Genomic DNA, 20,702 nt, shown 5'->3' on the forward strand with positions numbered 1-20,702 from the left:
CACAAACAGGACGCTATCGATGACGACATTCGATCAGGCTGCTGCGACGACTCTGCTGCAGACCGTCTTCGCATCATGGGTCAGGGATCTCGACCTCTCCGTCGAGCGCATCGAGACTGACAGCGCCGTGCTGCGCATGCGGTTTTCGGACAAACTCTGCCGCGACAACGGCGTGGTCTGCGGGCAGGCATTGATGTCGCTGGCCGACACGGCGATGGTGTTCGCGGTATCCGCAGCTGCAGGCGGCTATCTGCCGATGACCACCGTGGATCAGACCGTGCATTTCCTCAAGCCGGCGAAGGGGACCGATCTGCTCGCCGAAGCGCACGTCGTCCGCATCGGCCGCACCATGGCCTTCGGCAGCGTGGAGATTCGCCCGGTGAATGACAGCAATCCGGTCGCGCTGGCGCAGACCGCCTATGCGTTGATGCGCGAGAGCAAGTAAGCTCCACCCTCATCCTGAGGAGCGCGCTCTTGCGCGCGTCTCGAAGGATGGCGTGGGCTCCGGAGCTTCACTAACTCATGGTTCGAGACGGCGCTCACGCGCCTCCTCACCATGAGGGATGGAGTTTTGCTCGCCGCCTCAATTACATCTGATCGTAGTCAATCACGATCCGCTCAGATACCGGATGCGCCTGGCAGGTCAGCACGAAGCCAGCCTGCAGCTCCCACGGCTCCAGCGAATAATTCACGTCCATCTGCGCCTCGCCCTCCACCACCTTGGCGCGGCAGGTGCTGCACATGCCGCCCTTGCAGGCATAGGGCAGGTCCATGCCGGCGCGCAGCGCGGCGTCGAGCACCGTTTCGCCCTCCACCATCGGCACGTCCTTGCGCTTGCCGTCGACGATCAGCGAGGCCAGCGCCTTGGGCGGCGTCTCCGGCAGCACGATCGCCTTCGGCCGCGGCTTGCCGCCGAGTCCCGAGACGAAGCGCTCCACATGGACGCGCTCGTCGGCAATGCCGAGTTCGCTGCAGGTGGCCGCGATCTCCTCGCTCATCGCCACCGGTCCGCAGATGAAGACGTGGTCGATCGCCTGCGCCGGCACCATGGCGCGCAGCAGGATCGCCACTTTGTCGCGATCGAGCCGGCCATTCAGGATCGGCAGGTCCTGCTCCTCCTGCGACAGCACATGGAACACCGAGAGGCGCCCCATGAAGCGGTCCTTCAGCTCTTCCAGCGCCTGGCGGAACAGCATGCCGGACGTGGTGCGGTTGCCGTAGAACAGGAAGAAGCGGCTCTTCGGCTCGCGCGCGAGCACGCCGCGGATGATCGACATGATCGGCGTGATGCCCGATCCCGCTGCAAAGCCCACATGGATGCGCGCATCATCCGGCGCATGCGCCACACCGAAGCGGCCGGTCGGCGTCATCACGTCGAGTTCGTCGCCGGCCTTCAGGTGATCCAGCGCCCAGCTCGAAAACGCGCCGCCATCGACCTTCTTTACGGCGATCCGCAATTCGCGGTCGTCCGGGCTCGAACAGATCGAATAGGAGCGGCGCACTTCCTCGCCATCCATGGTGGTGCGCAGCGTCAGATACTGGCCGGGCGCGAATGAATATTCGCCAGCGAGATCATCGGGGATCGCAAAGGTCATCGACACCGCGTCTTGCGTTTCGCGACGCAGGTCATCGACGGCAAGACGATGGAATTTTGGCGTATGAGACATCGCACGATTCCCTAGTGGCATTTGAAGTAATCGAACGGCTCGCGGCAGCTCTTGCAGCGCCACAGCGCCTTGCAGGAGGTCGAGCCGAATTCGGACAGCACCTCGGTATCGATCGCGCCGCATTGCGGACAGGCCACCTGCTGCTCGCCAAACAACGCACGGCGTCCACCACCGCGTTGTGGCGGCGCGATGCCGTAGTCCTTCAGCTTGCGGCGACCTTCGTCGCTCATCCAGTCCGTGGTCCAGGCCGGCGACAGCACCGTGGTGACCACCGGCTTCGCAATCCCCTCGCGCGCCAGCGCGAGTTCGATCTCCAGCGCGATCATGTTCATGGCGGGACAGCCCGAATAGGTCGGCGTGATCGTCACCTCGACCTGCCCGTCCACGACAGCGATATCGCGAAGCACGCCGAGATCTTCGATGGTCAGCACCGGGATTTCCGGGTCCGCCACCTGCGCCGCCGCCGCCCAGGCGACCTTGCGCAAATTACTGTCGCTGGTGGCGGCCGTTACCATGTCGCGCCGGGGAACGAGCGCTGCAGCGACTGCAACTCGCTCAGCAGATGGCCGAGATGTTCGCTGTGATGGCCCGTGCGTCCGCCCTTCTGCATCCAGTCGCGCGCCGGCAGAGTCAGCGTCGCCGTCTGCACCACGTTATTGATCGTGGCGCTCCAGGCCGAACGCAGGCGCTCCGGATCGATCACCACGCCGTCGGCGATCAGGCTGCGGTCGCTGTCATCGGCATGGAACAGCTCTCCGGTGAAGGCCCAGAGATCATCGAGCGCCTCCTGCGCACGGCGATGGCTTTCCGCGGTGCCATCACCGAGGCGGATCACCCATTCGGACGAATGCCTGAGGTGATAGGCGCTTTCCTTCTCGGACTTCGCGGCGATGGCCGCCAGCGTCGCGTCCGGAGAGGTCATCATCTCGCGCCAGTAGAGATCGGCGAAAGCGGAATACAAAAACTGACGAATGATGGTGCGGGCGAAATCGCCGTTCGGCTGTTCCACCAGCAGCAGGTTGCGATACTGGCGGACGTCGCGGAGATAAGCGAGGCGATCCTCGTCATTGCCCGCGCCTTCGACCTTGCCCGCATAGCTGTAGAGCTCGCGCGCCTGGCCGATCAGGTCGAGGCCCATATTGGCAAGCGCCATATCCTCTTCCATCATCGGCGCATGGCCGCACCATTCGGACAGGCGATGGCCCAGGATCAGCGCATCGTCCGCACGCCGGAGCGCATAGAGGACGAGCGGACTTTCATTGACGGAAATCGACGCGACAGCCATATCAATTTTCCTCGGCGATCATCCCGCTCACATATGCCCGACTTCGTCCGGCACCTCGTAGAAGGTCGGATGCCGATAGGCCTTCGACAGCGACGGCTCGAACATCATGTCCTTGTCGGCCGGGTCCGATGCGACGATGGCATTCGACGGAATGATCCAGATCGACAGGCCCTCACCGCGGCGGGTGTAGATATCACGCGCGGCCTGCATCGCCAGTACGGCGTCGGCGGCATGCACCGATCCCACATGCTTATGCGCAAGGCCGTTGCGGCTGCGGATGAAGACTTCCCAAAGCTGGCTGTTCGGCGTGCTCATGATCTCTTCCTCAAGCGGCGATGTCGGCGCGGCGGGCGCGCTGCTTCTCGGCATAGGCTTCCGCGGCCTCGCGCACCCAGGCGCCGTCATCATGCGCCTTACGGCGCGCGGCCATGCGGTCGCGGTTGCAGGGCCCGTTGCCCGCCAGCACCTGCTGGAATTCGCTCCAGTCGATGGCGCCGTAGTCCCAGTGGCCCGTCGCTTCGTTCCAGGCGAGGTCCGGGTCCGGCAGGGTCAGGCCGAGATACTGGGCCTGCGGCACGGTGGCATCGACGAATTTCTGCCGCAGCTCGTCATTGGAGAAGCGCTTGATCTTCCAGCGCGTGGACTGGTCGCTGTGCTGGCTCACGCTGTCGGGCGGACCGAACATCATCAGGCACGGCCACCACCAGCGATCGAGCGCGCTCTGCGCCATCGCCTTTTGTTCCGGCGTGCCCTGCGCCAGCGCGACCATGATCTCGTAGCCCTGGCGCTGATGGAACGACTCTTCCTTGCAGACGCGGATCATCGCGCGCGCATAGGGCCCGTAGGAGCAGCGGCAGAGGGGGATCTGGTTCATGATGGCCGCGCCATCCACCAGCCAGCCGATGGCGCCGATATCGGCCCAGGTCAGCGTCGGATAATTGAAGATGGAGGAATACTTGGCGCGGCCGCTCAGCAGCTGATCGACCAGTTCCTCGCGCGAAGAGCCGAGCGTCTCGGCGGCGGCATAGAGATAGAGGCCGTGGCCGCATTCGTCCTGCACCTTGGCCAGCAGCGCGGCCTTGCGGCGCAGTGTCGGCGCGCGGGTGATCCAGTTGCCTTCCGGCAGCATGCCGACGATTTCGGAATGGGCGTGCTGGGAGATCTGCCGCGTCAGCGTCCGACGATAGGCCTCCGGCATCCAGTCATTGGCCTCGATGCGCTCCTCGGCGGCAACGCGCTCCTCGAAACGCGCCAGCTTGGCGGCGTCATCGACATGACGGTCCTCGGCCTGCGCCGCATTCAGGGCTTGCGTGTACATGCCCGATCCTCCCGATTTGTTACCTCCTTATATATAACATTCATAACCGCTAGCAACGATTTTTTGTAACATAACGGCGATCAGATGCCGGCGAACCGTTCTGCCAACCCGGTATCCGGTGCCGGCAGTTTGCCGGTGACGCTTTCGCCAAAGGCATCCAGCCACTGTTCGGACGGCGGCAGCAGCGCCTGATAGATGCGCCCGCACAGCAACCGCGCCTCGGCTGCTGGCCAGTCGGCGGGCAGCAGCGCGGCGGGGAGCAATGGGTCGCGCAGCAGGACACGGCGATAGTGATGAATGAGCAGCACGCGCGCGAGCATCGCATCAGCCGGCGACAACTGCCCGGATTTGCTGAGCCAGGCCTGCAGCGGCGTGAACGTCTCGATGAAGTCGCGATACGCGCCGCCGATCTCGGCCAGCGGCCACGCCTCGCCGATCAGCCGGCGTCCCATCTCATGGCTCGCGGAGACGTCGAGCCGGATCACGTCGCCCGCCGCCGCCGGCACCGGTGCGCCAGCAGGCGCGACCCAGACTCCGGGCATCGGGCTGCCGAAGCCGGCCTCGCCGAGCGCCGCACGCGCGGCCTCGCGATCGCCGCCATTGCCGATCAGCAGCAGTTCGAGACGACCTTCCCAGTCGCTCGCATGCGGATGATAGACGTGCCTGATGCCGCTCTCGAAACGCGCGCGGCCATCGGCGGCGAGCTTGTAATAGCTCTTGCGCCCGATCTTCTCACGTTCGAGCCAGCCATCCGCCGCCAGCCGCGACATCGCCGTCCGCACCACGCCGCCATCAATGGCAAGCAGCTCCAGAAACGCCAGCAATGTCCCCAACCACACTGATCCCCCACGCGGCAGGATCGCATCGCCATAGAAAGTGATGATCAGCGAGCCGGTGCGCGAGGTTTCAGATTTGAACTGACTGACAATGAGCGACAGCGGATCGCGGGTCATGTGTACCGTTGGGATGCTCGGGCCACCGAAAGCGGCAATGCCTGATGGCACCGCGCTGATACAGCTATGTGATCAAGGGAGCTCGTCGTGCGCGCGTCGTTATCGCATGCTGCAAGACGTTGGTACAACCGATCGATGTTCCAACGCATCCAGCAACATCAATGGGTTAAATGGCGCTCCCTAGGGGAATCGAACCCCTGTTTCAGCCTTGAGAGGGCCGCGTCCTAACCGCTAGACGAAGGGAGCGTGTGACGGAGGGGATAGCCGGGTTTGCCGGCGGCTGCAAGCGATTGCCGTACCCTCACGCCATCATTTGGTTATAATCCCCTCGCCGCCTAGGGTTTGTCAGAGCATGATCTTATCCGAAAACCGGCATCCACTTTTCGGGATCATGCTCTAGGGCTCGCTGGCGAAGGTCAGCGTGCCCGCCGGTTTCAGCGTCTTGGCGTCGAAGGTGCGGATCTCGGTGCGGCCGCCGATATCCAGGGTCACCATAATGCGGTCGCCGGCAGCACCGGTGGCGACGATTTTCGCGCCCTTGGGCAGCGTGGCGGTCGCTGCCGTCGTCACTGCACTTCCCTCGCTGCGGAAAAGGCGGTAGCCGATCACGACCAGCAAGGCGCCGACGCCGAGCGCCGTGGTCAGGCCGGCAATCAGCATCATGCGGCGAACGCGGGCGATCATCGCAGCCTGGTCGGCAGTGGGTTCGGGCAGCGCGTCAGCAGGCTGGGTCATTGACGTCTCGACATAGAGTAAGGTTTTCGGAATGAACGATCAGCGCGTAGACGTCACCGTCCAGGGCGACGAAGGCTTCAACCGGCTCGATCGCGTGCTGGCGGTGCGGACCCCTGCGCTGTCGCGCTCGCGGCTGAAGGCGCTGATCCTTGCCGGGCAGGTGTCCCTCACCCGCTCGGGCCAGGACACCGCCGCCGTGCGCGACCCCGCTTATCACGTCAATGCCGGCGATACGATCACAATCGACGTCCCGCCTGCCGCACCCGCCGAGCCGGAAGGCGAGGACATCGCCCTCGATATCGTGTTCGAGGACGAGGACATCATCGTCATCAACAAGCCCAAGGGCCTGGTGGTGCATCCCGCCGCCGGCCACGAGACCGGCACGCTGGTGAATGCGCTGATCGCCCATTGCGGCGCGTCGCTGTCCGGCATCGGCGGCGTGCGCCGGCCGGGCATCGTGCATCGGCTGGACAAGGACACCACCGGGCTCATGGTGGTCGCCAAGAACGACGCCGCGCATCAGTCGCTGACGGCGCAATTCGCCGATCACGGCCGCACCAACGAGATGCGGCGCGGCTACAAGGCCTTTGCCTGGGGCGTGCCGAACCGCCCGCGCGGCACCATCGAAGCCGCCATCGACCGTCATCCGCATGCCCGCGAAAAGATGGCCGTGCGCGAGAACGGCCGCGAGGCGGTGACGCATTGGACCGTGCTGGAAGAATTTTCCGACCGCATGGGACGCCCTGTGGCGACGCTGCTCGAATGCCAGCTCGAGACCGGACGCACGCACCAGATCCGCGTGCACCTCGCTCATATCCAGCATCCGCTGATGGGCGACGGCGTCTATGGCCCGCACTTCAAGACCAAGGCGACGTCGCTCGGCCCGCTCAGCAAGGCCGCGCTGGAAGCGCTCGATCGGCAGGCGCTGCACGCCTATCTGCTCGCCCTCGAACATCCCCGCACGGGCGAGATTCTCGAATGGACCGCCGACCTTCCGACCGATCTGGCGGTGCTGCGCGACCATCTCGCTCTGACAGAATGACGCAGATGCATACAAAAATATCAGTTTTTTCAAATTCTTATTCTGCCAACACGGCAACGTGACAGAAAATTCACTTCCATACCGCTCGGTAAAGGGTGTATGTTGCACCTGCGTCAAGTGAGACGCGGAACATCGCAGCCAAGACGGCTTTAACAAAGAGTCTGCTGCCTGGCCCGCCGCTATCGGGGGCCTGAACACCTGGAGGGCAAGCACATGGCCCGCACAGCTACACTGCCGGTTCTCAACGGAGAATCCGGACTGTCTCGTTACCTCGCCGAGATCCGCAAGTTCCCGATGCTGGAACCCCAGCAGGAATACATGTACGCCAAGCGTTGGCGTGAGCATGACGATCGCGACGCGGCACATCACCTTGTGACCAGCCATCTCCGGCTCGTTGCCAAGATCGCCATGGGCTATCGCGGCTACGGCCTGCCGATTTCCGAGGTTGTCTCCGAAGGCAATGTCGGCCTGATGCAGGCGGTGAAACGCTTCGAGCCCGAAAAGGGCTTCCGCTTGGCCACCTACGCCATGTGGTGGATCAAGGCGTCGATTCAAGAGTACATCCTGCGCTCGTGGTCGCTCGTGAAAATGGGCACGACCGCGAACCAGAAGAAGCTGTTCTTCAACCTGCGTAAGGCGAAGAGCAAGATTTCGGCCCTGGACGAAGGCGATCTCCGCCCCGACCAGGTTCAACTCATCGCGTCGCGCCTCGGTGTGACGGAGCAGGACGTGATCGACATGAACCGCCGCCTCGGTGGCGATGCGTCGCTCAACGCTCCGATCCGTGACGACGGCGAAGCCGGCGAATGGCAGGACTGGCTGGTCGATAACTCGCCCAACCAGGAAGCCATTCTGGCGGAGCACGAGGAGTTCGATCATCGCCGCCAGGCGCTGACCGGCGCGATCGGTGTGCTCAACCCGCGCGAACGGCGCATCTTCGAGGCACGTCGCCTCGCCGATGAACCGATGACGCTGGAAGACCTCGCCAGCGAGTTCGGCGTGTCGCGCGAGCGCGTCCGCCAGATCGAAGTCCGTGCCTTTGAAAAGGTGCAGACCGCGGTTAAAGGCACGATCGCCAAGGCGGAAGCCGCTGCACTGGAAGCTGCGCACTGACAAGTGCGGCAGCAGACAGCAGGAACACGAAAGCCGGCGGAAACGCCGGCTTTTTTGTTGGTGAAGTTGAAGCGCGGAGCCGCAGCGACGCGAGATAACCTCTCCCCGCATCTTGCGCGGGGAGAGGTCGGCGCGAAGCGCCGGGTGAGGGCATGGCAGGAGAGAACGACTGGGCGACTGACTCTCGAAGCGACGGAAACTTCGTCGATCCGATAGTCCGCATCCAGCGGCAGATCGCGTGCCATGCCCCTCACCCGCCGCGAAGACGCGGCGACCTCTCCCCGCAAAGTGCGGGGAGAGGTTAAGAACAGCACCGCTACTGCTACCAATAATCGTTGAACGCATCCGAGATGCTGTCGGGCTCCCAATACACGCTGTCCGACTGGATGGGATCGTCGGCCAACAGTGCACTCGCCTGCGTCTTGTAGTCCGGCGCCACATAATCCGCCTGCGGCAGACCGTTGCGCACGATGTCCTGATAGTTCTGATAGTTGTCGCGCGTGCCGACGAAAGTGCAGCTGCATTTCGCGGGATCGGCGAACAGATAGCGCGGCCCCTTCGGCGTGTTGTGCACGACGAAGCGATAGGCCGGCAGCTTGCTCAGGGCCATCTTGCCGCCGGCATCGTTGGCGAAGCGCGCCTTGAAGCCGGCGGACTCCATGTCGAAGCCGAGCTTCTGCAGCGACGGCACGCTGGGCGCCTCGCGCGCGACCAGCAGCGAGACATCGAGCAGCGCGAGTGCTGCAATAACTGCGAAAGCGACGCTGCGCGGACAAACCAGCACAGTCTTCAAACCCGGCATCGCAAGCGCGCGCATCGTCATTGATCCCTGCTGTGAGCGCGGAGGACCGCGCGTCTTCTCGCCATGTTGTAGCGACGCGCCCGCGCGGTGTCACGGCACCGCGCGCGAAGCCGGTTAACAAATTGCCTCGGCGGAAAAGCCGACGCTCCTGTCGGTTTGCTGCTGTGTCGCGTGCTGACATGGTCAATTCATGCCGCCATTGCGCGGCGCTTCATCGACGTGCCGCTGCAGGATCTGCTTGTAAAGGCCATTGACCAGACCGCGGATATCACAGTCCGGGCCGCGTTCCCGCGCGCCTCCCTGGCAACGAAATGTCGGGCCCGCACACCGCCGCTGCCGCCGGCAACGCGCGGCGGGACAGGCACGATAGGCGCGGACGATGTCGGACGCGATCCTGATTGCCGCGTGCCAGCAATCCGTGCGCAGCCTGTTGGCGTCGTCAAAGGCGATGCGTTCGTCCAGCACCCGGGCGCAGCGCTTCAGGAATTCGGCATCGGCGTGAGACATCTGCATGTGCGCTCTCCTGCTGCGATGGTGATGAAAGTGATGGATGACAGCCACGCGCCTGCAGCGCCCGCGCCGATGCGCGTGGGTGGCGGTCCCCGGTTTGCCTCCCGCAATTGAGGGAGGCGGAGCGCCGAAAGGCGCATCGTCAATCAGTGCCGCGACCTCTTGCTCCGGATCGCCGAAGCAGTCAGGCCGCGGAACGCCTTTCGACGCTCCACCGTGGCGATTTGTGTCCCCAGGACCGTTCTTCCGGGCAAAGGCGCTCCCCCTGCGGGTCGCTTATCCCGAGGATTTCTCCCCGTTCGCCAGTGCCGCGTCCAGCCGCATCAACGGCAGACCCCCATAGTGGGGTCGGACGGTGGCCCGAAGCCTCCCGAGTGCGCAAGGGAACGTCTCCCTCATGCCCGCAGGCGCCACATCCCCACCGCGCCATCGGCGTCCCGATAACGCCCCTCACCGAGAGAGGGGATGGATGGGAAATTTGCCTATACAGGAATATTTGTCAAGGATTATTTTCAGGAACGTTGTGCCGTGAGCCCGGATGAGGCGAAGCGGGCCGACCGGTCAGGAGACGGAACCATGACGACACCCGCCACACTCAGGATTTAGTTGACGTGGAAACTACATCTGCTTATAGTTTCCACGTCAACTATTGAGTTTTACATGCCCGCGCCCTCGGATCTCGACGCCCATCTCGGCTATTGGCTGCGCTTCGTGTCGAACCATGTATCGAGCGCCTTTGCAGCGGAGCTCGCGCAGAAAGATGTCAGTGTCGCCGAATGGGTGCTTATGCGGCTGCTTTATGGTACCGAGACGATGGCACCGAGCCTGCTGGCCGAGCGCATCGGCATGACGCGCGGTGCGATCACCAAATCCGCCGACCGGCTAATTGCCCGCGATCTGATCGTTCGGACCGCCAATCCCGACGACGGGCGCGCGCAGAAGCTGGCGCTCACCGCGGCGGGGCGCCGTCTGGTGCCGGTCCTTGCGGCGCTGGCGGACAGGAATGACGCGGCGTTCTTTGCCGATCTGTCTGCGGCCGAGCGAACCAACCTGGAGCGCATCCTCAAAAAGATCATCGATAAACGCGGCCTCGCCATCGTGCCGATCGACTGAATCGACCGTGTCCCCATCAAGGAAATCGCTATGACCCAGGAATTGACGGATATCGCCGCGCGCTGCCTGCACGGTTCGGAAAACAACACGATGCCTTTTCCCGTCGTCGTGCAGACGCTGGCCGCTGCCGGCTTCGAGAGCTACAGCATCGACTTCCGCAAATCGGAAGCGACATACTACCTGCCCGATGGGACAAGCATCACCATCCCGGCGGATAGCAGCAACACGAACATCACGGCGACCTTCGATGCGGAAAGCGTGAACGCAGCCATCAAGGAAGCTCAGGCTCTTGTGCCCGGCTACACTTACAAAGGTTTCTGCGACAAGGTCCGCGCTGCCGGATGCGCTGGTTACATGGTCTCTTTCTCCGGCCACCGCGCCATGTATTACGGACGCACGGGCGAGACGCATACGGAAATGTTTCCCAACAGATAGATCGTAGCCGAGCCGTAGGGCGCATTAGCGTGGCTCAATCCGCCCGCCGATTGTATAGTTGAAACTCCGCGGCGGATTACGGCTTCCGCCGTCGCTCTTCGAGCTAGGACGGACACGTTGCCTAATCCGCCCTATGGCGGAGCGCATTTCCATCTCCCTTTGAACGTCTGCCTGACTTCGCCGACCTAATCGGCATGACCATGTCCTCGCAAACTTCCGTTGCGCGTCTGTCCGATCGCATCATCGATGCCTGGCGCACCGGGCTCGGGCTGATCGTGGCGACGATCGCTGCGCCGCCGCTGACGGGTATCATCTATACATGCGCGGATATCGTTGCGCTCATGAACACCGGGCATGTGGCTGACGCAGCCGGCGGTGTGCTGATGGTGGCGCTGCTGTTTCTGGTGACGGGCTTCACCACTGCGCTGCGCATCACGGCCTGCATCGTTCTTCCCGGCATTGTCCTGATGCGCTGGATGGGGCTGGCATCGCCGGCTTTCTGCACCGTCGCCGGCGGTTTCGCCGCCGTGACCGGAACGTTCATTTTCTTTCACGGATCATCGACGCGGATCGACACCGATATCGACTGGCTGCTCATCGCATCCGTGCTCGGCGCCGGCATGCTCGTCGCCCTCCTCTATTGGTGGATCGCGGAGCGGCGCGATCCGACCTGACCGCGCCGCATCGCGCAAACATCGAATCGATCCAGTTCCACCTTCGGTCGATCCGCCTAGAATGGGCATCTCACGAATCACCCCGAGGAAAACCCATGATCTCCCGTCTTCGCACTGCGTTGATCGCTTTCGCCGCGCTGGCCGCCACCGTGACCATCGCCCATGCTGACACCGGCACCATCCGCTTCAATGTGCTGAAGGGCGGCTGGTTCATCGGCGCCTCCGGCGGCTCGGGCGTGCTGACCTTCCGCGGCCGGCAATATCCGCTGTCCATCGGCGGTGTGAGCGCCGGCCTCGTCTTCGGTGCCGCCGAATCGAAGATGTCCGGCCGCGTCCGCAATATCAACCGCCCCTCGGATGTGGCGGGCGTTTATGGCGCAGGCGGCGCAGGCGCTGCCATCGGCCGCGGCGTCGGCGCGATCGTCCTCACCAATGAGAAAGGCGCGATCCTCGAACTGACCGGACGGCAGACCGGCCTGATGGTGAATGCGGATCTCTCCGGTCTCGCGATTTCACTGCGTTAAAGCACGTCTTGGCCGGGCCAGTTTCGAACCTCTCGAAGCTGGCCTGAACCTGGCGGACGCCTGCAGCGACTTATCCACGACACGCTGCATCGCTCCCCCAAGCGATGCGGCGTTTATTGCGCGATTGCCTGTGTAGCAAACGTGCGCTGCACGCAGATCGATTGAATCAAAAGCCAGCTTTCGAGGCATTCCAGAGGCGCGCGGCACACGAAGCGGATAAACCGGGGATGCTGATCAAGACAACGCTTATCAAGAGAATGTCAGATCGTGTCATCCACCTTTCATCACGCTGACTCAGAGACGCCCTAAAGCGTCACTACACCGACCGCACGCTAAGACGATGGAGTGCATCATGACGACCACCATCCAGACACAGACGTTCGACGCGCAGCGCGTTGCCGTGTTGCGCCAGGTGCTGGATATCGCCGTGGAGAAAATCGCCGTCCAGCACCGCACGCCGGCCACCAAGGCGATGATGGCGCAGATCATCGTCCGCCACGCCGCCGACGGAATCACCGACACCGGTGCGCTCGTGACGCATGCCGTGCGTGCGGGTGCAGACGGCGCGCCGTAGTTTCAGGCGCTTTGGCATCAACGCGCTGCAGAACGACGTTTTGCGGTAAAGAATTGCTCTCCGGCATCATCTTGCAACGCAGAAAGTTGTTGCTGCCGTCGCATTGCACAACGCCTGCCATGTCTTCGCCAAATTGACCCGCGACTTTTTGACCTCACGCATGTTTGGGGTCTTTTGTGCGCATGGGGAGATATTGGTGCTTGGGGACATGACGGAGGCGACGATGATCATGTCAGAGAATTATCTTCGAGACCGCGCGGAAGATTGCAGCCGACTGGCCGAGCAGGAAAACGACCTTGAGATGCGCAGCATGCTGGCGGATCTCGAAATGGACTACCGGGCCAAGGCCGTGCATGCCGCGGCCAAACACTGGCGGGATGCGCCACGCTATTTCGAAGGCCGGTACGCCTGAGTCGGCCGGGCGCCGGCCTCAATCTCTTACGCTTTCAGCACACGCACCTGCGTGCCCCACGGATCGGCGACGGCAAAGCCTGTCGCCATTGCGTCGTGCACGATGCCTGCTTTTGCGAGACGCTGCCGGCGATCCGCAAGCACCGCGTCATCGGCCACCGCCAGCGAGAACCAGGCGAGCCCGGTTTCATCGACATCGCGCGCCCCGGCCCCTTCGCTCTGCCAGACATTGATGCCGAGATGATGGTGATAGCGCCCTGACGACAGGAAAGCCGCGCCGCCGCGTTCGCGCGTCCGCTCCATCCCGATCACCCCTTCATAGAAGGCGCGAGCGCGCATGACATCGCCGACGCGCAGATGCATGTGACCGATGCGCAGCGCCTTGGGTGCAGCGTCATACTGATCGCGCGTGGTGTCCGTGAGCTTCACGATGTCGTCGATGTCGAGCCGGTCGCTGCCCATGCTGACGCTGTCGCCAACCCATAGCCAGGACGCGGTCGGGCGATCCGAATAGACCTCGATGCCGTTGCCTTCGGGATCGTCGAGATAGGAGGCTTCGCTCACATGATGATCGGCGAAGCCGGTGAACTGCGTCCGCGTCAGTGCGGCATGGACGAGCCAGCGCGCGAAGTCGGCACGGCTCGGCATCAGGAAAGCTGTGTGATACAGTCCCGCCCCGCGCGCGCCAGCGAGCGGCGCCGTGGGCCGGTGAATGAGATGCAGCAGCGCCACGCCATCGACACCGAGCACGACCTCGCCGGGGCCTTCGCTGATGGTCGTGAGCTTCAGGAGATCCGTATAGAAGCGGCGCACGATGCCGAGATCGCGCACCCGCAGCGCGGCCGTGCCGATCCGCATCGGCGTCTGTTGCGCAAAAGGCAGTGGTGCTGCGACCGCACCGGCCCCACCGCCCTCAGCACGCACCGCGCCCAGCAGCGCGGCATTGCTGGCGGCGAAGGCAGCGAGTTTCAGCACGGCACGGCGCGTGGTCATCGCGAATGTTCCTGCATGGACGAATGATCGTCGATAGGAATGCGCAGGAACTGGGTCAAGTCACGTTGGCGTGGGCAGCTTTGAGATCAGAACCTTGCCAGGAACGGCTAGACGACCAGAAGGCGGTGAAAGCGATTCCGGCCACCGATCTGGTTCAGGGCGTCAAACATCAGATCACCGAATTGATACGCTTCATCGAGATAGCGATGGCTGACATTCTTGTCTTGAAACTGCCTCACCAATTCGGCTTCGCCGATATTGCTGGCCTTCAGAAAGACCTCATATTGCGCGAGCAATTGCCGGATCGTGACATGGGCATCAGCAAGTTCACTCTGCTGCAGCAACCATTCGAGGCGTTCGGTCGGCGTCATCAGTACCATATTTACGGCATCGGCCGGACTAACAGTCTTCTCACGGCCAAATATCGCCAACAGGACAAGAATGGCCGAATAGCAGGTGAGCATTCGGCTATGCTTCAGCTTGTAATTTTTCACTTTCCCTTTGGCTTTTTTATCGGCCGGGACGCGCGCTGTTCTTGCTTCGTAGTTGATGCAGAAGGTGCGCCATAGACGCAGGATATCGTTTGCGAGAAAGGCCGGGATAAACGACGCCTTGTGATCTTCGTAATCGCGCCAATAGGCATCGACGACATCTTCGATCACATCGCGATAGACGACCTCTCCGACCAGAGGCCGGCTTTCCAGCAACAAAAGCAGCCTGGCGGTAAAAGTGTTCGTGACATCGTCCTCGGGCGTACCGAGCGTCTTGGTAAAATCTTGAACGGAATAGTCGGCAAGATATCGGCCGTCCCCGGAGAATTCTTCAATCTCAAGCTCGCGCGTGACGCGGATCAAGTCAGCCTTGATGCAGATCGTATCCAGCCGCGTCAATAAAACGGCTTTCACTATCACCGCTTTCGGAATCCCTGGTCGTTTCGCTGACGATAAATAGATCGAGGTCGCTATGCGCACCTGCCTCGCGACGGCCGAATGAACCGGTCGCGTAGACACAAGCTTTGCCGAGCGCGACCTTTTCGGTGGCGCCAAGCCTTCCTTGAATGTCTTTTATCCGAGCATCAGTCTTTGCCCGGCGGTCCGTAATTTCCCCCATTGACGCCCCCCCACTCGAAAACATTCGCGAAGATTTCAGCCTGCTCTATCGCGTCATCCACGGCATGATGGGTATGTGCCCGCTCGGATCGGAGCGGTGCTGCCAGCCGCGACCGTCCAGCCGCGGAGATGGGAATGGACGCCTTAACCGCAAGCGCCGTCTTGATGTCGAAACACCGCGAATAATCGAACGGCGAACCGAGCTTTGAATACTGGACGAAATACCAATAGAGCCAGGTCCAGTCGAAACTGAGCGGATATGCGACCAGAACCGGCTTCGCAGAGCCCGCGACCTCCATCACCCAGCGACTGGCTTCTGTCATGACATTCTGAGGCAGCGGTCCCTCGGCGCACAATCGGGCTCGATCCAGCCCGTTGATCCTGAGTGCCTCGTCCTGAAACTGATCCGAAATCGGCCTCAGTTCGCGATAGAAGACCCGCTTGTAATCCTGTGGCCTCTTGAATTCCTTACCGTCAAACGATCCCGCATAGACGATCGCGAAGGAGAGCATCGAAAACGGGCCAGGTATGGGTCCGTCCGTTTCGACATCGGCGGAAAAATAGGCGTCAGTCCGCTGTTCCAAGCTATCAGCATCTCGTCCCTGAATATCGTCGGGAACAGCTTTGGGCTTTAGCATTGGCCAACATCTCTCAACGGATCGCCGGACTTTATAGCTGAAAAGGCCGGGGCATTCGACACGTTTAAGCGTGGACACCGTCCGACCGCGGTATCCTAGAGAGCCTCCGAACCACCATGACGGCCGGGGCTACTCGCCCCAGGCCGCGAAGGCGTCGTTGAAGGCGCGCTCGCCGGGTGAGCCCTTCTCGATGGCGATGATGGCGCGGCGCTGGTTGGTATAGACCAGCGGAATATCGAACCACGACCGCTCCTTCAGGAGCTGCAGGTTACGCGCCTTGTCGCTCTCGACATTGCTGAGGCCGACCAGGAAGAAGCCATCCGTGACCTTCACCGCGAGACCCGCCAGCGGGGTGCCGCGCGACTGCTCGTTCGACTTCATCAGGATGCCCGGCACATTGGCGACGCCGCCGCCCGAGAAATCCTGCGGCAGGACGAAAGTGAGTTCGGCCGTATGGCTTGCCGGCAAGGTCGAGTCGTTGTTGCGGCGGAACGACATGGTCATCTTGAACTTGCGTTCGGGAATCTCGATGTCCGCACGCACGGCGACGTCGCCGGGCTTGCCGCCGGTGCCCTTGATCTGCTCGGTGCGCCAGACCACCGTGCCGACATATTGCTTGCCCTTCGGCTCGGCCGGATCCTCGTCATACAGCACGACACGCTGCGCCACCGGCGCGACCTGATCGGACGGCTGACCGACGCGGTCGGTGATCTTCGGCCGCGGCGCGAGCGCGCCATCCTTGTTCTCGGACGTGGCCGCAGGCTTGCTGCTGCCGCCCAGGCCGCGCACCATGGTCATGATCTGCGGACCGGCGAGGAAAGCGCCGCCGACCAGGATCAGCAGCAGGCCGATGATGAACACCGTCTTGAACGGGAAACCACCGCGCACGCGCTTCGGCTTGGGCGGCTTCGGCGCCTTCTTGCCCTTGCCATCCTTGACGCGCGACGGCGGCACCGACGGATCATCGGCTGCGTCCTGCGGGGCATAGGCTTGCTCGTCGTAGCCGAAGACCTCGCTGCGGTCTTCCATGCTCGGCTCGAGCCGGTCGAATTCCGGCGTCGGCGACGGCACATTGGCGTAGGTTTTTCGTGCGGCACGATTGGCCTGCGCGGCGGCGCGGCCGAGATCGTCCACGTCTGCCGTGACATCGCGGAAGCCGCGCATTGCGGCTTCGCCATTGTCACGCTCGTTGCGGCCACCGGGCTGCGGCGCGTTCGCATCGGGACGGCGCGGCGCGCCGGCGCGCGGACCGGCGGGATCGCGCGGGATCGGCGGCGGATCGATGCGCAAGGTGCGCTGCGGTCGCTGTTCGTCCGGCCCACGCGGGGTCGGCGTCACCGGCTGGCGGCCGCGCGGCGACGGCTCGATGGGCGGCGAGCCCGGACGCTGGCTGGCATTGCGGAAGGCATCGCCCGCACGCGGGCGACTGGCATCGGCGGCGCGCGATGCATCGCGCGCCCGCTGGGCGGCTTCGGATTCGACCTTGCGGACAGCTTCCTCAAGCGACAGGCGCTCGCGGGTGATCTCGGATTCCGAGAGCGGCGGTTCGACACTGCGCAACTGTGCGATCAGCGCCGTGCGGGCGCGTTCGTAGAGAGCACGTCGCTGCTCACCGGGGGCACTGGGGTCCAGGCCGGCGATGGCACGGGCGATCAGGGGATAGTAGTCAGCCATCTCGACTCAGTTTCGCGGGGTCCCTCAATTTGAAAGCCAACCGGTAATAGTTCGTTAAGCCTCAAACGGATTTTGCACCAGGATCGTGTCGTCGCGTTCCGGGCTGGTGGAGAGCAAAGCGATCGGGCAACCGACCAGTTCCTCGACGCGGCGGACATATTTGATCGCCTGAGCGGGCAGATCGGCCCAGGAACGGGCATTCGCCGTCGGCTCTTTCCAGCCCTCGATGGTCTCGTAGATCGGCTCGATCCGCTGCTGGGCGCCCTCGCCCGCCGGCAGATGGTCGATTTCCTTGCCGTCGAGCTTGTAGCCGACGCAGACCTCGATCGTGTCGAAGCCGTCCAGAATATCCAGCTTGGTCATGGCAAGGCCATTGATGCCGCAGGTGCGGACGGTCTGGCGCACCAGCACCGCATCGAACCAGCCACAACGGCGCTTGCGGCCGGTATTGACGCCGAATTCCTTGCCACGACGACCGATCTCTTCGCCGATCTCATTGTCGAGTTCGGTCGGGAACGGGCCGGCACCAACGCGCGTGGTGTAGGCCTTGCAGATGCCGAGCACATAGCCGACGGCGCCCGGGCCCATGCCGGTGCCGGTCGCGGCCTGTGCGGCGACGGTGTTGGACGAGGTCACATAGGGATAGGTGCCGTGATCGACGTCGAGCAGCGCGCCCTGCGCGCCTTCGAACAGGATGCGCTTGCCTTCGCGGCGCTTGTTGTCGAGCAGCTGCCAGACCGTCTCGGCATAAGGCAGCAGCGCCGGCGCCAGCGCGGCGAGATCCTTGACGATATCGGCCGCCTTGAATTCCTCGAGCCCGAGGCCGCGGCGCAGCGCATTGTGATGCGTCAGCAGGCGCTCCACCTTGTGCGGCAGTGTCTGCAGATCGGCGAGATCCATCAGGCGGATGGCGCGGCGACCGACCTTGTCTTCATAGGCCGGGCCGATGCCGCGCTGGGTGGTGCCGATGGCGGTGGCCTTGCTGGCATTCTCGCGCAGCGCGTCGAGTTCGCGGTGCAGCGGCAGGATCAGCGTGACGTTTTCGGCAACGCGGAGATTCTCCGGGCCGACATCGACGCCTTGGCCCTTCAGCTTGGCGACTTCGTCGATGAAAGCCTGCGGATCGAACACCACGCCATTGCCGATGACCGAGAGCTTGCCGCCGCGGACCACGCCCGACGGCAGCAGCGCCAGCTTGTAGGTCTTGCCATCGATGACCAGCGTATGTCCGGCATTGTGGCCGCCCTGATAGCGGGCGACGACGTCCGCCTGATCCGACAACCAGTCAACGATCTTGCCCTTACCCTCGTCGCCCCATTGGGCGCCGACGACGACAACATTGGCCATGTGGCGCTAGTCCTCTGAAAATACACGCGTCAAAGCGTGATCGCTGCGGAAAACGGTCTGCCGTTTGCCGGACCACGCCCAGGCATCCGCCCAAACGCGCCTGAAGAGGACGCTGTCTGCGATGCAAACCGGGAATAAAGGAAGAAGGCGGTGAAAACAAGCGCACTGACGGGAAAATCAGCCCCGTCAAGCCTGCGCAAACCTTTGATATCCCCTGAAAATCCGCCGCACTATGGCAGGATTGCGGCAGGCGAACAGGTCAGATCGGAATACTGGCTGTTCTAATTTACCGGATACAGCAATCAGAGATTCGGGCTCACTTGATCCGGTCTCGTCCGTCAATTTCGGCACAATAACCGCCCGACCAGTTCGGAGAGCGTATCCTTCGTCTCCTGCGCGAAATTGCGGCGCGGGGTGGCCAGTTGTTGCAGCAGGATGCCGAGCAAGGTGGCCACGAACAGTTCCGCATGGGCGCGCGGCGTCGGCGAACCGGCGGCGGTCAATGCGAGCTCGGCGCTGGCGCGCCAGGTGGCGAACCATTCGGCGACGATGGCGCGATGCCGTGTCGTACGGGCAGCGGCAAGGAACGTCTCGTAGCAGGCGACATGCGCTTCAGCATCGACCTTCAGGTCTTTCGCGTACCAGTTCACCAGCGCGTTGATCCAGGCGTCGCGATCGAACGCCTTGCTCTGCAGGCTGAGGGTGAAGGACCGCAATCGTCCGACTTCGCGCGCCAGCGCAAATTGCAAGGCGGCATCGACCAGCCCATCGCGGGTGCCGAAGTGATGCGTCACGGCACCGACCGACACCTCGGCCTCGGCCGCAACGGCGCGATGGGTCACGCTGTCAATTCCGGCGCGCCCGATGATCCGCAACGCGGCCTCGATCAGCGGCCGCTCGCGCTCCGTTGTCTTTCGTTCGGTCTCGGCGCTCATCTTGACAAATCAGCCGAACAACAATCAAATTTACAGAACATTTGCTTCGTTTTTAAGAACAATTATATCTTCTTGCCAACCCGTCCGGTTGTACGCCCGCGACAGATCCTGCGGAGGTGGTAGGCCACGGGAACCCTGGAGTCCAGCAACAGAAAGGACACATCGATGGCAGATTTTCGGCTCCATTATTTCCCGGAATCCGGCAACAGCTTCAAACTCGCGCTCATGCTGACGCTATGCGGACAGCGGTTCGAACCGGTATGGACCGATTTCGGCGGCGGTGTGACGCGCACGGCGGAATGGCGCGCGACGGTCAATCCCATGGGCGAAATCCCGGTCCTTGAGGTCGATGGAGCGAAGCTGACGCAGACCGCGCCGATCCTGCTGCAACTGGCGCAGCAATTCGGCAAGTTCGGCGGCGGCAGCGATGCGGAGCGCTTCGAAATCCTGCGCTGGCTGTTCTGGGACAACCACAAGCTCACCGGCTACATGGCGACCTATCGCTTCCATCGCACATTCACGCCGTCACCCGATCCGCATGTGCTGACTTACTTCCGCAAGCGGCTCGACGATTTCCTCGGCATTCTCGAACGCCATCTGGAGAGCAATGATTTTGCGATCGGCACCAAACCGAGCGTCGCCGATTTTTCCATGATGGCCTATCTGCATTATCCCGCCGATGAACACGGCTACGATTTTGCGAACAGCCATCCGGCGATCCGCGCGTGGCTGGACCGCCTGGCGCACTTGCCGGGCTATCGTCCCGCCTATGCGTTGCTGCCCGGCCAACGGCTCACGCATTATGCGAAGTGAAGTGAACAACGAGCCGCTCGATATCGGTCATGCCGAT

26 protein-coding genes and 1 tRNA gene are annotated in these 20,702 nt (G+C 62.9%); 10 read left to right on the forward strand and 17 right to left on the reverse strand.

Features of this window, described 5'->3' with window-relative positions:
* The first annotated feature begins 19 nt into the window (after positions 1-19).
* Complete coding sequence (locus RPMA_RS21785) at positions 20-445, forward strand: PaaI family thioesterase (protein ID WP_211909738.1); 426 nt, start codon at positions 20-22, stop codon at positions 443-445.
* A gap of 142 nt (positions 446-587) precedes the next feature.
* Here RPMA_RS21785 and paaE read toward each other — a convergent pair whose 3' ends face one another.
* The 8 genes from paaE to RPMA_RS21825 form a co-directional block, all read right to left on the reverse strand.
* Positions 588-1,667 carry a 1,2-phenylacetyl-CoA epoxidase subunit PaaE gene (paaE, locus tag RPMA_RS21790; RefSeq protein WP_211909739.1) on the reverse strand — a complete coding sequence of 360 codons (1,080 nt, stop codon included), beginning with the start codon at positions 1,665-1,667 and terminating at the stop codon, positions 588-590.
* 11 nt (positions 1,668-1,678) lie between these two features.
* Positions 1,679-2,182: a 1,2-phenylacetyl-CoA epoxidase subunit PaaD gene (gene paaD, locus RPMA_RS21795; RefSeq protein ID WP_211909740.1), complete on the reverse strand. Its 504-nt coding sequence runs from the start codon at positions 2,180-2,182 to the stop codon at positions 1,679-1,681.
* The gene (gene paaC / locus RPMA_RS21800) at positions 2,176-2,952 is read right to left on the reverse strand and encodes a 1,2-phenylacetyl-CoA epoxidase subunit PaaC (RefSeq protein ID WP_211909741.1); all 777 of its coding nucleotides are present in this window, start codon (positions 2,950-2,952) and stop codon (positions 2,176-2,178) included. The genes paaD and paaC overlap by 7 nt, the downstream gene beginning before the upstream one ends.
* A gap of 27 nt (positions 2,953-2,979) precedes the next feature.
* Positions 2,980-3,267 (reverse strand): 1,2-phenylacetyl-CoA epoxidase subunit PaaB, encoded by a 288-nt coding sequence (paaB, locus tag RPMA_RS21805; RefSeq protein WP_211909742.1) that lies wholly within the window; start codon positions 3,265-3,267, stop codon positions 2,980-2,982.
* 10 nt (positions 3,268-3,277) lie between these two features.
* On the reverse strand, positions 3,278-4,270 hold the full coding sequence (gene paaA / locus RPMA_RS21810) for a 1,2-phenylacetyl-CoA epoxidase subunit PaaA (protein ID WP_211909743.1): 993 nt from the start codon (positions 4,268-4,270) through the stop codon (positions 3,278-3,280).
* Between the two features lie 80 nt (positions 4,271-4,350).
* Complete coding sequence (gene paaX / locus RPMA_RS21815; RefSeq protein ID WP_211909744.1) at positions 4,351-5,223, reverse strand: phenylacetic acid degradation operon negative regulatory protein PaaX; 873 nt, start codon at positions 5,221-5,223, stop codon at positions 4,351-4,353.
* A gap of 171 nt (positions 5,224-5,394) precedes the next feature.
* Positions 5,395-5,469 (reverse strand) — tRNA-Glu (locus RPMA_RS21820).
* Positions 5,470-5,619: 150 nt separating this feature from the next.
* Positions 5,620-5,958 (reverse strand): hypothetical protein, encoded by a 339-nt coding sequence (locus RPMA_RS21825; RefSeq protein WP_211909745.1) that lies wholly within the window; start codon positions 5,956-5,958, stop codon positions 5,620-5,622.
* 31 nt (positions 5,959-5,989) lie between these two features.
* Here RPMA_RS21825 and RPMA_RS21830 point away from each other — a divergent pair, with 31 nt between their 5' ends.
* Together RPMA_RS21830 and rpoH are read left to right on the forward strand one after the other, a co-directional pair.
* Positions 5,990-7,000 carry an RluA family pseudouridine synthase gene (locus tag RPMA_RS21830; protein ID WP_211909746.1) on the forward strand — a complete coding sequence of 337 codons (1,011 nt, stop codon included), beginning with the start codon at positions 5,990-5,992 and terminating at the stop codon, positions 6,998-7,000.
* A gap of 213 nt (positions 7,001-7,213) precedes the next feature.
* Positions 7,214-8,113 (forward strand): RNA polymerase sigma factor RpoH, encoded by a 900-nt coding sequence (gene rpoH, locus RPMA_RS21835; RefSeq protein WP_211909747.1) that lies wholly within the window; start codon positions 7,214-7,216, stop codon positions 8,111-8,113.
* A gap of 322 nt (positions 8,114-8,435) precedes the next feature.
* On the opposite strand, the gene RPMA_RS21840 is transcribed toward rpoH, so the two are convergent.
* Together RPMA_RS21840 and RPMA_RS21845 are read right to left on the reverse strand one after the other, a co-directional pair.
* The gene (locus tag RPMA_RS21840) at positions 8,436-8,936 is read right to left on the reverse strand and encodes a hypothetical protein (protein WP_211909748.1); all 501 of its coding nucleotides are present in this window, start codon (positions 8,934-8,936) and stop codon (positions 8,436-8,438) included.
* A 162-nt stretch (positions 8,937-9,098) separates the two neighbouring features.
* Complete coding sequence (locus RPMA_RS21845; RefSeq protein WP_211909749.1) at positions 9,099-9,422, reverse strand: hypothetical protein; 324 nt, start codon at positions 9,420-9,422, stop codon at positions 9,099-9,101.
* A 663-nt stretch (positions 9,423-10,085) separates the two neighbouring features.
* Between RPMA_RS21845 and RPMA_RS21850 the strand changes: the two genes are divergently transcribed.
* From RPMA_RS21850 to RPMA_RS21875, 6 genes are all read left to right on the forward strand, one after another.
* Complete coding sequence (locus RPMA_RS21850; RefSeq protein WP_211909750.1) at positions 10,086-10,538, forward strand: MarR family winged helix-turn-helix transcriptional regulator; 453 nt, start codon at positions 10,086-10,088, stop codon at positions 10,536-10,538.
* Between the two features lie 30 nt (positions 10,539-10,568).
* Entirely contained in the window at positions 10,569-10,973 is a 405-nt protein-coding gene (locus tag RPMA_RS21855; RefSeq protein WP_211909751.1) for a DUF1398 family protein, read from the forward strand.
* A gap of 200 nt (positions 10,974-11,173) precedes the next feature.
* Positions 11,174-11,647, forward strand: a complete 474-nt coding sequence (locus RPMA_RS21860; protein WP_211909752.1) for a hypothetical protein — start codon at positions 11,174-11,176, stop codon at positions 11,645-11,647.
* A 95-nt stretch (positions 11,648-11,742) separates the two neighbouring features.
* Entirely contained in the window at positions 11,743-12,171 is a 429-nt protein-coding gene (locus RPMA_RS21865) for a lipid-binding SYLF domain-containing protein (protein WP_211909753.1), read from the forward strand.
* Between the two features lie 352 nt (positions 12,172-12,523).
* Positions 12,524-12,745 carry a hypothetical protein gene (locus tag RPMA_RS21870; RefSeq protein ID WP_211909754.1) on the forward strand — a complete coding sequence of 74 codons (222 nt, stop codon included), beginning with the start codon at positions 12,524-12,526 and terminating at the stop codon, positions 12,743-12,745.
* A 208-nt stretch (positions 12,746-12,953) separates the two neighbouring features.
* On the forward strand, positions 12,954-13,157 hold the full coding sequence (locus RPMA_RS21875; protein WP_211909755.1) for a hypothetical protein: 204 nt from the start codon (positions 12,954-12,956) through the stop codon (positions 13,155-13,157).
* A gap of 26 nt (positions 13,158-13,183) precedes the next feature.
* Here the strand turns inward: RPMA_RS21875 and RPMA_RS21880 are convergent, their stop codons facing one another.
* The 7 genes from RPMA_RS21880 to RPMA_RS21910 all read right to left on the reverse strand — a co-directional run bounded on the left by RPMA_RS21880 (position 13,184) and on the right by RPMA_RS21910 (position 19,852).
* On the reverse strand, positions 13,184-14,149 hold the full coding sequence (locus RPMA_RS21880; RefSeq protein ID WP_211909756.1) for a VOC family protein: 966 nt from the start codon (positions 14,147-14,149) through the stop codon (positions 13,184-13,186).
* Between the two features lie 107 nt (positions 14,150-14,256).
* A complete protein-coding gene (locus tag RPMA_RS21885; protein WP_211909757.1) occupies positions 14,257-15,060 on the reverse strand; it encodes a hypothetical protein in 804 nt (267 codons plus the stop codon).
* Positions 15,005-15,283 carry a nucleotidyltransferase domain-containing protein gene (locus RPMA_RS28600; RefSeq protein ID WP_408056457.1) on the reverse strand — a complete coding sequence of 93 codons (279 nt, stop codon included), beginning with the start codon at positions 15,281-15,283 and terminating at the stop codon, positions 15,005-15,007. The genes RPMA_RS21885 and RPMA_RS28600 overlap by 56 nt, the downstream gene beginning before the upstream one ends.
* Positions 15,225-15,896 (reverse strand): 3'-5' exonuclease, encoded by a 672-nt coding sequence (locus RPMA_RS21895; protein WP_211909759.1) that lies wholly within the window; start codon positions 15,894-15,896, stop codon positions 15,225-15,227. The genes RPMA_RS28600 and RPMA_RS21895 overlap by 59 nt, the downstream gene beginning before the upstream one ends.
* Before the next feature lie 129 nt (positions 15,897-16,025).
* The gene (locus RPMA_RS21900) at positions 16,026-17,570 is read right to left on the reverse strand and encodes a hypothetical protein (protein ID WP_211909760.1); all 1,545 of its coding nucleotides are present in this window, start codon (positions 17,568-17,570) and stop codon (positions 16,026-16,028) included.
* 54 nt (positions 17,571-17,624) lie between these two features.
* Positions 17,625-18,917 carry an adenylosuccinate synthase gene (locus RPMA_RS21905; protein WP_211909761.1) on the reverse strand — a complete coding sequence of 431 codons (1,293 nt, stop codon included), beginning with the start codon at positions 18,915-18,917 and terminating at the stop codon, positions 17,625-17,627.
* A 338-nt stretch (positions 18,918-19,255) separates the two neighbouring features.
* On the reverse strand, positions 19,256-19,852 hold the full coding sequence (locus RPMA_RS21910) for a TetR/AcrR family transcriptional regulator (protein WP_211909762.1): 597 nt from the start codon (positions 19,850-19,852) through the stop codon (positions 19,256-19,258).
* Positions 19,853-20,017: 165 nt separating this feature from the next.
* On the opposite strand from RPMA_RS21910, the gene RPMA_RS21915 reads away from it, so the two are divergent.
* Complete coding sequence (locus tag RPMA_RS21915) at positions 20,018-20,665, forward strand: glutathione S-transferase family protein (RefSeq protein WP_211909763.1); 648 nt, start codon at positions 20,018-20,020, stop codon at positions 20,663-20,665.
* Positions 20,666-20,702 lie beyond the last annotated feature (37 nt).

The sequence above is a fragment of the Tardiphaga alba genome (genome assembly GCF_018279705.1).
GTDB lineage: Bacteria > Pseudomonadota > Alphaproteobacteria > Rhizobiales > Xanthobacteraceae > Tardiphaga > Tardiphaga alba.